This is a genomic window from Christiangramia sp. OXR-203, assembly GCF_034372165.1.
Taxonomy (GTDB): domain Bacteria; phylum Bacteroidota; class Bacteroidia; order Flavobacteriales; family Flavobacteriaceae; genus Christiangramia.
In genome coordinates, this window is sequence record NZ_CP139698.1 from 1,198,524 (window position 1) to 1,213,487 (window position 14,964).

At 38.0% G+C, this 14,964-nt stretch carries 8 protein-coding genes; 5 read left to right on the forward strand and 3 right to left on the reverse strand.

Annotation, left to right across the window (positions count from 1 at the left end; all coding sequences use genetic code 11):
- Positions 1 to 137: 137 nt before the first annotated feature.
- From T8I65_RS05550 to uvrA, 3 genes are all read right to left on the reverse strand, one after another.
- Positions 138 to 2,951: a metalloprotease gene (locus tag T8I65_RS05550; RefSeq protein WP_322302406.1), complete on the reverse strand. Its 2,814-nt coding sequence runs from the start codon at positions 2,949 to 2,951 to the stop codon at positions 138 to 140.
- A gap of 76 nt (positions 2,952 to 3,027) precedes the next feature.
- Positions 3,028 to 3,717 (reverse strand): TIGR00730 family Rossman fold protein, encoded by a 690-nt coding sequence (locus tag T8I65_RS05555; RefSeq protein WP_026915679.1) that lies wholly within the window; start codon positions 3,715 to 3,717, stop codon positions 3,028 to 3,030.
- A gap of 9 nt (positions 3,718 to 3,726) precedes the next feature.
- Entirely contained in the window at positions 3,727 to 6,558 is a 2,832-nt protein-coding gene (gene uvrA, locus T8I65_RS05560) for an excinuclease ABC subunit UvrA (RefSeq protein ID WP_322302407.1), read from the reverse strand.
- A 384-nt stretch (positions 6,559 to 6,942) separates the two neighbouring features.
- Between uvrA and T8I65_RS05565 the strand changes: the two genes are divergently transcribed.
- The 5 genes from T8I65_RS05565 to T8I65_RS05585 all read left to right on the forward strand — a co-directional run bounded on the left by T8I65_RS05565 (position 6,943) and on the right by T8I65_RS05585 (position 14,877).
- Positions 6,943 to 7,947, forward strand: a complete 1,005-nt coding sequence (locus T8I65_RS05565) for a response regulator transcription factor (RefSeq protein ID WP_322302408.1) — start codon at positions 6,943 to 6,945, stop codon at positions 7,945 to 7,947.
- A gap of 394 nt (positions 7,948 to 8,341) precedes the next feature.
- Positions 8,342 to 9,847 carry a hypothetical protein gene (locus T8I65_RS05570; protein ID WP_322302409.1) on the forward strand — a complete coding sequence of 502 codons (1,506 nt, stop codon included), beginning with the start codon at positions 8,342 to 8,344 and terminating at the stop codon, positions 9,845 to 9,847.
- Between the two features lie 64 nt (positions 9,848 to 9,911).
- Positions 9,912 to 11,765, forward strand: a complete 1,854-nt coding sequence (locus T8I65_RS05575; protein ID WP_322302410.1) for a hypothetical protein — start codon at positions 9,912 to 9,914, stop codon at positions 11,763 to 11,765.
- Between the two features lie 96 nt (positions 11,766 to 11,861).
- Positions 11,862 to 12,842 (forward strand): hypothetical protein, encoded by a 981-nt coding sequence (locus tag T8I65_RS05580; protein WP_322302411.1) that lies wholly within the window; start codon positions 11,862 to 11,864, stop codon positions 12,840 to 12,842.
- Positions 12,843 to 12,900: 58 nt separating this feature from the next.
- The gene (locus T8I65_RS05585; RefSeq protein WP_322302412.1) at positions 12,901 to 14,877 is read left to right on the forward strand and encodes a thrombospondin type 3 repeat-containing protein; all 1,977 of its coding nucleotides are present in this window, start codon (positions 12,901 to 12,903) and stop codon (positions 14,875 to 14,877) included.
- Positions 14,878 to 14,964: the final 87 nt, after the last annotated feature.

Consider the following 14,964-nt stretch of genomic DNA (forward strand, 5'->3'; position numbering starts at 1 on the left):
TTCAAATTTTGACCACAAAACTGATAATAATTCAATTTTAACCTTTATTTATTATTTATTTCAGAAATAATAGGCTTGAGATCCAAAATTTGTTGACAAAAACGAAATTGTTCTGAGTATAACGTAAGGGAGTATATTTAATACCAACGTCTTGTAAAAAGTTTGATAATGGTGCCAATATCTAGGGAAACGATGAACCTGATCTTTTCATCGTAATTTTCCTGAGCCACTTCCCAGCCAAGATTCGAGTAAACGGGAAGAAACAGTTCAAAATAATCCTGAACCAGACTCATACGTATACCGGAATCGTAAAGTAATTTCCCATTTTCATGCCGATTCTTTACAATACCCACATCACCATAAGCGTAAATCCATTTCCAGATATTGGTACTTGCGTTCATAGTGGTGATCCATTCATTGGCATATTCCGGTTGCAGTTGAGATTTAAAGCCTCCTTCAGCAACAATGATCTGTTGGCTGAATAATCCGCTTCCCTGACTTCTTCCGTAGTAATTATAGTCAAAAAGATAATCTGTAGGACGATCCAGCGCAAAACTGAAGTAATCATTATTACGGGCATCATTGTATAAAAATGTTCCTCCAAAGAACCTTAAATTGATTTGCCTGTTATTGGTAAACAATTTTCTGTACTCTGCCGTGACTGCTATTTTACTGAACTTATCTGATAGCTGGTAATCGAAAGATGCAGTTAGATGCTTTAGAAAGTTAGGATTGCTATAGCTGTATTTTACATTCAGAACATTATAGTCTGGCTGAAGGAGGGGATCCTCAGGATTTTGATCCCGATGAACATTAATATTTCTAATCAATAAACGCTGACTTTCATTACTCCTTAAATATGAGTTTCTGAAAGCGAAGACAAGAAACGGACTGTACTTCTGGTAGAATAGATTATATCCATACGAATACCGTGAACCGCCAATACCATAATAGATAAGGTACAGGTCATTATTCTCGAACTGATGGGCGTTATAAAATGATGCCGACCCAACAACAGTTTCACTGCCAAAACCATATTTTGGAGAAAGGGAAAAGTTGAAAGTTTTGCTCAGGACTGTTTTGTTATAAAGTTTGGGTCCAATGGAAATACCATCATACAGGTTAAAATCAAATTCTGGCATAAAAAAGATCTGGTTGTACCTTGGATCTTCAATATCCTGAAGTAATCTGAATTGTATAGGCTTATTGAGGAGCGTGGTTACTCTCTTGTAATTGTTTCTTTGATTAAACTCCGGGATCTCTGCTTCATAATTTAAAGCAAGTCTTTCGATATCCATTCGGGGTATAGTAACGGTTTTGGTATCCCGAACCTTTTCGACCCAGGTCTTATAGATCGATTTTCCGTCCTTAAGTCCGTAGAGACTAATAGGCATTTCGTTCTGCCTTAAATTTTGAATTCGAACATCCAGAGAATCGTCCTCTCTTTTTGTTACCTTCTGAATCTTGAAATCAATTTTAGTGTTGCTTCCTACGTAATCTTCAAAAAACCATGAAATATCTTTCCCAGCATTCTTCTGAAGGATCTCTGCAAACTGATCATCGCTAGTAGGTTTCAGTTTATGATTCTTATAAAATTCACCAATCGATTTCGATACGGTCGAGTCTCCAAGAAACTCTTCGAGGTATTTGATCCCCACACCAGCTTTATAGGCGTTTGCGATATTCTTATTGAATTTGACCAAAGAATCCTGGCTGGTATTTAGTGGCTGATCAATATTCATCCTGGCTACGTTCATGTACAGGAACTGGTATTGATCGTTAAATTCAAGATCTGCAGCATGAAACCAGCGAATTCCAATAATGTCACTTAAGTTCCCAATAAGTTTCATTTTTGGATAATAAGTATCCACGTAATCGATCATTAATGAAACCAGAATAGCATCGGTCACCCATTTCTCGGTTCTGGGATTGATAAAAACCGAATTCTGGAGATAGTAATTAGTTACAGTTTTGAATAGTTTTAGATCATATTGAAATCCGTCGGGAAAAGGACGTATAAAACCTGGTAATTGATTTAGTCCGTAAATTGGACTATTCTGATAATCTTCCTGGGTAATAAAGATATTTTTATTAGGATAGCTTCCCAGCCGATCTTCAAGAAAACTGAAAGTTCGGGAGAGCAGCTTTGTTTTGTTTTCCAGCTCAATATCTTCATCACGAATATTGGTTATGACCTTATTCGAGTTTGCAGGTAGAGATTCAAAAATGTAAGTGTTGGTTAAGTACATTTTGCTGTCCACGCGTTGGTCTCCGCTAAAATGAATGGTCTTAAAACCTTTTCTGGTTTGGGTGCGGGTAAGGTCTAATGCTGAAGCTGCATAATATTCGGTAGGAATATCGATATCGATCTCAATGCTATATGGGCTTACATATTGGGTGCCGAGATCTTTGTGACTGTAAAGTTTCCAACCGTTATCCAGTGGGGCAGGAGTCATGTACCAGTAACGCAATTTGTAATTCCCTTCGCCGTCCCGACCAAATCGGGTGAATTTATCATCAGGAATTTTTAAGTTGTATTGAAGATTTAAGGTAATAGAATCTCCGGAGGCCAGTGGTTCGGGGAGAAATACTCGAACTAGATCTTCAATATTGCCGGGACGATCCCATTCCAGAGAGGATCCTTCAGCAGAATTAATAGACTCAATAGTAGTATGACCACGTTCTTCCTGCCTGGCAAAATGAAAGCGGCGGGCAAAATCTTCGGCAAACCTTTTCGCCAGAGGAGAAGTCTTGGAACTAAATGCATTATTCCAGTCATTCAGGTAGATACTTACCAGTTCCCTTTCTTCAGTGTTAACAAACGTAATTTGCTGGTCGATTTCAATAGTATGAAGACTGTCAACCAGCCGGGCGTTCACCTTCATGGCATTTTGTGCAGAAAGCCAGAACGGGAATAGTAAAACAAGAAAGAAACACTGAAGGTATTTCAACGAAATTAAAGTTTAGTGCTGATAAAAATCAGATCTAAATATAAACAAAGTTTGATACCTTCAGTAGTTGAAAATATTAGAAATTCGGGCTTAAGTTATATTCATCGTAGAATTTATCCAGGATGTCTATTACTTCGTCTTCAGTATCTACGACCTGCACCAGATCAATATCTGCAGGACTAATATTTTGAAAACTATCAAGAAGGGTAGTTTTGATCCATTCAACAAGACCACCCCAGAATTCTGTTCCTACAAGAATGATTGGAAACTTATCGATCTTATGTGTTTGAATAAGAGTGATCGCTTCGAACAATTCGTCGAGCGTTCCGAAGCCACCAGGCATTACTACAAACCCCTGGGAATACTTTACGAACATTACCTTTCTAACGAAGAAATAATCAAAATCAAGACTTTTATCGTTGTCTATATATGGATTGTCGTGTTGCTCAAAAGGAAGATCAATATTAAGTCCAACAGATGTACCGCCGGCAAGATGAGCACCTTTGTTACCCGCCTCCATGATCCCGGGACCACCACCAGTGATCACGCCATAGCCATGATCAACGATCTTTTTCGCCACTTTTTCGGCCAGCCCGTAATATTTCATATCTGGTTTAGTTCGTGCAGATCCAAAAATAGAAACGCAAGGTCCAATCTGACTTAGCTTCTCGTATCCATTCACGAATTCACCCATTATCTTAAAAATCGCCCAGGAATCATTCGTTCTTATCTCGTTCCAGGCTTTATTGCTATTTGCTGCTTTCATATGGTTGGTTTAACTCATTTCCTTTTTCAGGAAGCGAGCAGTGTAACTTTTAGTATTTTTAATTAATTGTTCAGGAGTGCCGGTTGCGACAACTTCACCGCCACCTTTACCACCTTCATATCCTATATCTATGATATGATCTGCCATTTTGATCACATCCATATTATGTTCTATTATAAGGACAGTATTTCCTTTATCTGTAAGCGAATTTAGGACATCCATCAAAACCCTAATATCTTCAAAATGCAGACCGGTCGTTGGCTCGTCCAGGATATAAAAAGTATTTCCTGTATCCCTTTTAGAAAGTTCGGTCGCCAGTTTTATCCTTTGAGCTTCTCCACCAGAAAGTGTTGTGGATTGTTGTCCTAAACTAATATATCCCAGTCCAACATCCTGAATTGTCTTCAATTTTCTAAATATCTTCGGAATGTTCTCAAAGAAAGGAGTAGCCTCATTGATGGTCATTTCCAGCACATCTGCGATAGATTTTCCTTTATATCGAATCTCCAGAGTCTCACGATTAAAGCGTTTCCCCTGGCAGGTTTCACATTCTACGTAAACATCTGGCAGGAAATTCATTTCGATCACACGAAGTCCGCCACCTTTACAGGTTTCACATCTCCCGCCTTTTACGTTAAAGCTGAATCTTCCCGGTTTATAACCACGAATTAGCGATTCAGGTGTTTTGGCAAAAAGATTTCGCACTTCAGAAAATACGCCGGTATAAGTAGCTGGATTAGAACGCGGGGTTCGCCCAATAGGACTTTGGTTAATATCGATCACCTTGTCTATATGGTCCAGACCCTTTATAGTTTTATAAGGTTTAGGAACCTTAACTCCATTAAAATAATGAGCATTCATAATAGGGTAGAGGGTCTCATTGATCAAAGTGGATTTCCCACTTCCTGAAACACCGGTTACCGCAATCATTTTTCCTAACGGAATTTTAATGCTCACATTCTTCAGATTATTTCCTGTCGCACCTTTCAATTCGATCGACTTCCCATTACCTTTTCGTCTTTTCTGCGGAATAGCGATGGCTTTTTTACCACTCAAATAATCTGCCGTTAGCGTAGAATGATTCAGCAGTTCTGAAGGAGGCCCTTCGCTAATGATCTCACCACCATATTTCCCGGCACGTGGTCCAATATCGATCACGTGATCTGCCCTTTCTATCATATCCTTGTCATGCTCCACAACGATTACAGTATTCCCGATGTCTCTCAATGATTCAAGAGAATTGATCAGTTTTTCGTTATCCCTTTGATGCAGTCCAATACTTGGTTCATCAAGAATGTACAGAACACCTACGAGTTGGGATCCAATCTGTGTAGCAAGTCTTATACGTTGTGCTTCTCCTCCGGAAAGTGATTTGGAACCACGATTTAAATTAAGGTAGGTAAGACCTACATCTACCAGAAAGGCGATTCGGGCGCGAATTTCTTTTACGACCTCTTCACCTATCTGTAATTGTTTAGCTGAAAGCTTTGCTTCGATGTTTTCGAACCAATCGGCAAGATCTGAAATATCAAGATTAGCAAGTTCGGCAATATTTTTATCATTTATTCTAAAGTATAAAGCTTCCTTTTTTAATCGTGAACCTTCACATTCCGGGCAATCTACCTTGTCCATGTATTCCTTAGCCCATCTGCGTAAAGAAGTGGAATCGTTGTTTTTAAAGGTTGTTTCAATAAAGCTTGCTACACCTTCAAAATCGATCTTGAAATCGCGGGTGATTCCTAAAGCCTTGGATTCCTTGGAGAATTTTTCCTTTCCTCCATATAGGATCATCTCTAATGCTGCCTTCGGAATCTTATTGATAGGATCATTAAGACTGAAATTAAAGCGTTCAGCTATAAGTTCAAGTTGAGAAAATACCCAGTTCTTTTTTTGAGGCCCATGAGGTTCCAGACCTCCGTTTTTAATGGATTTCTTAGGCTCCGGAATAATCTTGTCAATATTTACCTGGTATAAAGTACCTATCCCATTACAATTAGGGCAGGCTCCCTTAGGCGAATTGAAGGAAAAGCTGTTTGGTTCTGGATTAGGGTAACTTATTCCAGTAGTAGGACACATAAGATTCCTGCTAAAATATCGAACCTCACCACTATCCTGATCGAGGATCATAAGAGTATCCTCCCCATGATACATGGCAGTTTTGATGCTTTCATCAAGTCTTTTATCTGCTTCGGGCTTTTCTTCAATTTTCAAGCGGTCTACAACAATCTCAATATCATGAGTCTTGTATCGATCCAGCTTCATGCCTTTTTCAATATCTACCACTTTTTCATCTGCCCGAACTTTGATAAACCCCTGCTTGGCAATAGACTCGAACAATTCGCGATAGTGACCTTTCCTGCTTCTTATAATTGGTGCAAGAATATTTACCTTTTTGCCCTTAAAATCCTGTAATATCAGTTCTTTGATCTGGGAGTCTGTATAGCTTACCATTTTCTCACCGGTCTTATAACTGTAAGCTTCTCCAGCTCTGGCAAACAATAATCTTAGAAAATCATAGATCTCTGTGATCGTTCCTACAGTACTCCTTGGATTTTTACTGGTTGTTTTCTGTTCTATGGCGATCACTGGGGAGAGACCTTCAATTTTGTCCACATCCGGGCGTTCCAGGCTCCCTAAGAACTGGCGGGCATATGCGGAAAAAGTTTCAATGTATCTACGCTGTCCTTCAGCATAGATCGTATCGAATGCGAGTGAAGATTTACCAGATCCCGAGAGACCTGTAATCACAACTAGCTGTTCCCTGGGTATGGAAACATCTATATTCTTAAGATTGTGAACTCTAGCTCCTAATACTTCGATACTGTCTTCAAATTTCGCCATACATTTTTTCAAGATGGCAAAGTTACTTATTGTAACGCTATTAGGAAAGCCGAAGTCAAAGTACTGTTGTTAAGATACCTGTAATTTTTTGTAAGAAAGAATGTAGCAGAAAGTTGTTAAGCCAATCTTAATTTTAATAGTAATTTCAGTTTTCCAGTCGATGAAGTAAGTTAATATTGTTAAGAAAACCTAAATACCTACATTTTATATAACTGATTGTCAGAGTAATATTACTATAAAAATTTTATCTCTGGATTTACAGCTACTATATTTGAGTATCCCTAAAAATGTTCCCGATCTGTTCATGATCATTTAGAAGTGTAACTGTAACCCTACTCAGTTGCAATTGGAGCTTGTTTATATTTATTTAATGTTTGAGAGAAAATGCAAAAGAAACAATTACTTATTGTAAGTAAGAATGAATTGCTTATCCAGGAACTTGTTCAGGGTTTGAGCACCATGTTTGATGTTTCCATAGAAGGATCTATACATGTAGCTTATCACAGGGTACTTAACTTATTACCAGATACGATTGTTTTCGACAAAACTTCCTATCGTAAACCTTCAGATTTTAAGAATCTGAAAAACTTTAAAGCAACCCACTTTCTAAAAAGAGCACATCTTGCAATCTATGGAAGTCCATTGGAAATTAAGATGATGGCAAAACGATACAAAGATCTTGTAGATGAGTATCATTCTACTGCCACAGGTTTAGAGCAATTGGTTTCTAGAATCGCTCGCACTGCAGAACAACATAAACTTAATTACTGGCATGAATGCTTTATGGGTCTATTTCACTTAATGAATCAACCCGTGCTACTGCTGGAGAGAGACCAGATAGTTAATATGAACGATGTCGCAAGAAATACATTCAGGACCAGTGAGGAAATGTTGGATATTACAGATATCGTGAGACCAGATGCTAAGAATACAATAAGGGAATGTTTGCGCAAATTTGCAAAAGGTAAGCATATGCATGCTACAAATGAAACCACTCTCAGGATCACCAGTCAGAAACTTAGAAATGCACGTATTACGCTTTCAAAATTGACTCCTAAAATTCAGGATACTTATATTATGCTGATTGATTTTATGGGTGATGAATATTGTCTTCGAGACAACGTGGGATCTACAGCTACAGAAGTTGAAAATTCTCTGTCAATGACAAAATGTATGGAAGAGGAGAATTTCACAAGAAGAGAAAAAGAGATCATTACACTTTTATGTAAGGGCTATAAGACCAAGGAAATTTCAGAAGCACTATTTATAAGTCCTAAAACAATAGAGAAACATAGATCGAGTATTATAAAAAGAACAAATTCAGATACGATCCTCGAAAGTATTATTTACGCTATCAATCACAACCTGGTTGAAATGCCAAAGTCTTAAAGCATTGTTAAACAGAGTTTTTAAGATAAAAAATAGGGGATTTCCCCTATAAATTTGAGGAACACATTTATATATATTTACATAGATTTCTAAAAGAGGTTGCCCCCATCTTCACAAAATCTTTCCTACACTAAGATCGCCCCCGATCCCTACTACTTGATAAATTGAAAAGAATCATCTCATTTGAGATACCATATATTATTTATTAACCATTCGAAAATTTATTAACCAAAACTCTGTAATTATGAAGTAGATAGTCACTCCCACCTGGTTCAATCTGAACCGGAAAACTCGTAAGATTAGATCTTAAGAACCTTTATCCATGAACATATATCGTTCCCTGGACCAGACATTTATTAACCATTCTCAAAATTTTAACCTAAACAATTTAATTATGAAAAAATTTAATTTATACCTCATGATACTTTCGATGTGTGCTTTACTGTTCACTGGATGTAGTGCTGAGGATACGAAAGAAACTCTCAATGATTCATCGCCCACAGCTACATTGTCTTTTGGAGCAGTATTGAATCAGGCAGAAAGAGCTCAGGCCGATCAAAAAGATCATTTAGCAGATTTTCCTGTATGTTCCGATGCAACACCGGATCATGCACGTTATGTACTATCCGGTCCTGTTAACGTAGGGACAATGCAAAATCCTGCGGAAGTTAAAATTAGTTCGAATCCAGGAGATTACGACAACGACGGAGAGGATGAATTCTTCACCTTAGAGTCTGATGATCTAGAACTACCGGAAGGAAACTATACTCTCGAATATTTTGCAGTCTATGATTCCAATGATATTCTAATATGGGTTGCTCCATTAGAGGGAGAAGATTTAGCTAACTATGTTGATAATCCAATATCCTCTAATGGATTCTTTTTATCTGCTGGAACTAAGAAATATTTAGATGTAGACGTTTTATGCTATGACCAGCGTATGGTCAATGAATATGGATATTTATTCTTCGAATTAGAAACTTTTAAAGCGATAGATTTCTGTGTATTCGGAAATTACTGTGATGAAAATGGGCGTCACTTCGTTGCACGCTATAGTGTAGATGTATGGGTTTATGAGAACGGCGCTAAAGGTGAACAGCTTTATAACGATGTAAAGAATAATGTGGCATTAGTAGACGGTGAATATGCTTCCGAGCCAGTTTGTTTCGCTTTACCTGATACGAGTGCAGATGATGAGTATTATTTTGAAATTACTCTTCTAAATGGACCTGGTTATTCTAGTGATGATGCAGGTACAATAATTCGAGAAGGAGTAGTAACCGAAGCTGAGGTAAGATCATTCTTTGATGGTGATGATAATCTAGATTACTATCACTTTAGAGAAGGTGAAGAAGATTGCGGAGATGATAATGTTCCAATTTTTCCAGATCCAACAGATGATGCGATGGTGTATAAATCGTGTTTAAAGTCTTTAAATGACTCTGGCGTGGTGGCTTTTGTATATGCTAAACTTGAAGGAAACAAACTTACTACAAACACCTATGGTTTTGATACTACTCCAAACCAGATGCACCCGCAACACATTCATGGTTTTGAAGATGATAGGAATTCAACTTGTCCTCCTGAGAGTGCTGCCGACGATAGAGAATCCGGTACTGCGGAATTTCCATTTGAAGATAATAGATTTATAACTATTCCAGAAGGTGCGCCATTTTATGGACCGGTGCAGTTATCTCTAAATTATGCAGACGATAGCTTCCCAATGTCAGATAATACAGGATATTTTTCATATCAGAGAGTCTTTATGCTTGATAATACCACGAAGAATCTCATAGATCCTCTTCAGCAAAAAGCGGTGGTTCTTCATGGTAGAATGGTAGATGGCTCTTACATAGCTACGCTTCCTGTTGCCTGCGGTGAACTTGAGAAAGTAAATTAACATTATTGGTCTTCCCAAAAATTGGGAAGACCTTTTTTTTGGACACATACAAACAATTTATATTATGAAAAAATTTAACGAGTATATGGCTGTGATTGCCATATTCGCGATGCTTTTTACATCGTGTACCAAGGAAGAATCTAGCGACGGTATAGCATCTTCGCCAGAGATGGGAACAATTTCATTTGGGACAATGCTAAATGAACTAACCGAGCAGGCACTTCAAAAAAACCATCTTGCTGGGTTCCCGATATGTTCTGATGCCGATCCATCTTATGTTGAGATAGAAATAAGTGGTGATGGGTATGATGGTCCTGAAAGATTGGAAATACCACTTAGCGATGCACCTGCAGACTATGACGATGATGGAGAATTGGAATATTTTACATTAGAAGCTGAAGAACTTGAACTCCCCGCAGGAACCTATACACTTGATTTCTTTGCAGTTTATTCAGCAAATGATGATTTAATCTGGGTAGCTCCTTCAATTGGAGGAACATTAGCAGAGTATGTAGACAGTCCTTTACCAACTGTTATTAATCTAGCAGCTGGGACTAAAAAATACGTAGATGTTGAAGTTTTATGCTATGACCAGCGTATGGTAAATGATTACGGATATTTATTCTTTGAACTAGAAACCAATACAGCTCTTGACTTCTGTTTCTTTGCAAATTACTGTATCGGTGATCGTCATTTCGTGGCAAATTATAGTGTTAGCATATGGTTAGGTGATGATGAAGATGGAACACCACTTTACACAAATGTACCTGCGCCCGTTAACAGCGAAGGAGAATTTTCTGCAGATCCTCTATGTTTTGCATTACCATCTCGTCCTGATGGAGTGGGACCCGAAGAAACATATTTATACTATGAAGTTACTCTTGAACCATGGAATGGATATTATCCAAACCCTGGAGATGATGTAATTAGTGGAACACTTAGCCAAAATGATATCGAAGGAAACTTTGATGGAGATGATAAAGTTGACTATGAGCATTTGAAATTTGGATGTGAACCAGACCAAAATACATGTCCTGGACAGGATAACGATGATGATGGCCAGGGTGCAAGTTGTGATAACTGTCCAGATGACTTTAATCCAAATCAAGAAGATTCTGACAATGACGGGGTAGGAGATGCATGTGACAACTGCAAAGACAATCCCGGTGATATCTTTGGTTGCCCTGATGATGCTTGTATAGGAGATGATCCTGATGAAGACGGAATTCCAGCTTCATGTGATATTTGTGAACTTGGGGATGACAATGATGATGAAGATTTAGACGGAGTTCCAGATGCATGTGATGACTGTGTAAATGAACCTGGAAGCCCTGATAATGCTGGATGTCCAGATGACTCATGTATAGGAGAAGATTCTGATGGCGATACTGTACCAGATAGCTGTGATATTTGCGAAGATGGAAATGACTTAATAGACGAGAACAGAAATGGAATTCCAGATGATTGTGAAAATCCCAGTGGTGGTGGAGCATGTGAAACTGCTTTTATGTTTGGTGATACACCAATTAATTCATTAAGTAATTCGAACAGATGGGGTTGGGCAGAATTGTTCGATGAATCAGATGGAAGTTCTCAAACTTTCAAAATTTGGGCCGGAGCAGGACAGAATAAAACCTCAAAAGGTACTCATGTAGGTAATGCAACCGTAAGCTTAAATGAAGATGGCGATGTTGAGTTAGACATTGATATTTTTACAGATTATAGTTTTGATGAACTGCATGTGAATCTATCAGAGGCGATGCCTTCAGGAAATACCGCGAAAGCCCCAGGACAATACAATCGTAATGGAGAAGTAAATGCAAATCAAACTGAATATACGTTTGACTTCAATAATTCTGATGGAGACTTCTGGATTATCGTACATGCAGTTACCTGCGGAATAATAGATAATGATTAACTGTTTACTAAACCGGTCGTATAATTACGGCCGGTTAAATCTAACCTGATTTTAAATGTTAACCATTTTCAACATTAACCTTATAAACATAAAAAAATGAAAAAATTTAAAAATTATTTAGCTTTAGTAGTGGTAGCTGCTTTAGTTATGACCGGATGTAGTATAGAAGAGACTTCTTCTCCGGAAATTCAAGACGAAAATATGGCTTCGCTTTCTTTTGGAGCAGTATTAAATGATCTAATAAATGACTCACAGCAAAGAGCTCACCTGTCAGGTTTTCCAGAATGTTCAGATGCAGCCCCAGCCTATGTTGAGGTAATAATTACCGGAGCAGGTTATGACGGTCCAGATCCACTAATCATTGAGGTTAGCGATACACCTGGTGACTATGATGACGATGGTGAGGCCGAGTATTTTACATTAGAAAGTGATGAGCTTGAACTTCCTGCAGGTTCATATATGCTAGAAGACTTTGTAGTCTATGATGATGATGATAATTTAATCTGGATTGCACCAAAAGATGGATCAGCTATGGCTAATTATGTTGATGATGCACTTCCAACAGCAATAACCTTAAATGCGGGGACTAAAAAATATGTAGATGTCGAAGTTCTTTGCTATGATAAACGTATGGTTAATGAATATGGATATTTATTCTTTGAACTTGAAACTAATATCGCCTTGGATTTTTGCTTCTTCGCGAACTATTGTGATGAAAATGGACGTCACTTTACAGCGATGTATTCAGTAAATATATGGTATGGAACAGATGATACTGGAGCTGTACTTTACTCTGGTGTAAGCCCAACTCCACAGCAAACAAATGGTGGAGAATACTTTACCGAACCATTATGTTTTGCATTACCTATGCCTGCAGAGGGGGTAGATGATGATGAAGATTATCTATACTATGAAGTCACTTTAATGCCATGGGCTGGTAATTATGGTACGCCTCCTACGATTGTAGAATCAGGAATGTTAAGTCTTGACGATATTGAAGATAACTTCGATGGAGAAGATGATGTTGATTACGAGCACATCAAATTTGGATGTGAATCTGAGGTTCAACCTCGCTAAAACTCTAATCCAGGAGAAGTAACCAACTTCTCCTGGATTAATTAACCAAAATCGAATTATGATGAAAATTTATAAAAAAATATTAGCGAGTATACTTTTGCTTTCTCTGCTTTTTACTTCCTGTTCAAAGGAAGAAGATAATGGGGATATCAATAATGATTCAGAAATGGCAAATTTATCATTTAGTACAATCCTTCTTGATTTCAATACCACACGATCTCAACAGAAAGATCATGTTGCAGATTTCCCAATTTGCTCCGAAGCTGATCCCGCTTATGTCACAGTAATTTTAACGGGTGAAAATTATGAAGGTCCTGAGTCTCTTAACATACCATTGACCGATTCTCCAGGAGATTACGATAACGATGGTGAGGCAGAATATTTCACTTTGGAGGATGATAACCTTGAATTACCGGCTGGACTTTACACGTTAGAAGAGTTCACGGTATACGATGAAAACGATAATTTAATTTGGGTGGCTCCCACTACGGATGGATCTTTAGGTTCCTACGTAGATTCACCATTACCAAAAGATATAAACTTAGTAGCTGGTACAAAAAAATACGTAGATGTTGAAATGCTGTGTTATGATAAGAGAATGGTAAATGAATATGGTTATTTATTCTTTGAATTGGAAAACAACTTAGCTTTAGACTTCTGTTTCTTTGCCAATTACTGTGATGAAAATGGGCGACACTTTACTGCAGACTATTCTGTAGATATATGGTATGGAGTCGATGATTCAGGAATTCCTTTATATACTAATGTTGGACCAACACCCGCTCAACACGAAGAAAGTGGTGAATATAATACTGATCCACTATGTTTTGCATTGCCAGAATTGCCTGAAGGTCTTGACGAAAATGATCCATATGTATATTTTGAAGCAACACTTTCCGATTGGGATGATAACTATGGAGATGTTGATCCATTAATGATTTCGGGTACATTAAGTTATTCAGATATCATTGCGAATTTTATTGGTGATGAAGCTGTTGATTATAGGCACCTACGGTTTGGTTGTGGGGATGACGGTGGTGAAGTAGGCTGTGATCTGGATGATCCAGACGATGACTGTGATAATGATGGTGTTCCGAATAGAGAGGATCAGTGTCCTGGCGAAGATGATACTATTGATGTTGATGAAGATGGAATTCCAGATTGCATTGATGATTTAATTGACAGTGATAAAGATGGTGTAGCGGATTCTGGAGACAATTGTCCTTCTATTCCCAACTCAGATCAAAATGATTCGGATAGCGATGGAATTGGCGATGCGTGTGATGATGACTTTTGTGATATTAATAATGCTAACTTAGACTGCGATAATGATGGTGTTCCAAATGGAGTGGATCAATGTCCAGGTGAAAATGATACTATTGATGTTGATAATGACGGGACTCCAGACTGTATTGATGAATTAATCGATAGTGATGGTGATGGTGTTCCAGATTCAGAAGATCAATGTCCAGGTGAAAATGATACTATTGATGTTGATAACGACGGGACTCCAGACTGTATAGATAATTTAATCGATAGTGATGGGGACGGAATAGCAGATTCTATAGATGACTGTCCCAATACACCAGCTAATACAACAGTAGACGAAGATGGCTGTGAAATTGTGCCAGAAGTTTGCGAAATAGGTATAGCTGACCAAGGTTGTAGTAAATATTTCTTATCTGAGACTGATGGTTTTGTTGAAATTTCTCAACCAGATGGTGCGATACCAGATCCATATTTCTTAATTCCTGAAGGTGGTGGTTTCGATGATAGGATAGGATCAATTACAATTCAGTTAAGCGATGACCTGAAACCAGTGGTCACTATTAATTTAAATGAAGGGTACTTGGCAGATGATTATGTAATTGAAGTTCGTGATGAGAGCGGAAGTGAAATTTCATGTGTAGCACAAATTGGTGTAGATCCCCCATCAGGAAACAATCCTGATATTTTTGAGAATTTTACCACGACAGCTAATTTCGATTATCCATTTCAAGTAAGTATAGAGGTAAATGCCTGCACCACAGATTAAAAGGTGAAGAATTGACCCGTATAAATTAATTAACCGGGGGGTGACTAATTGTGCGGGTTAAATACTCATTCCACTGTGGAATGTGTG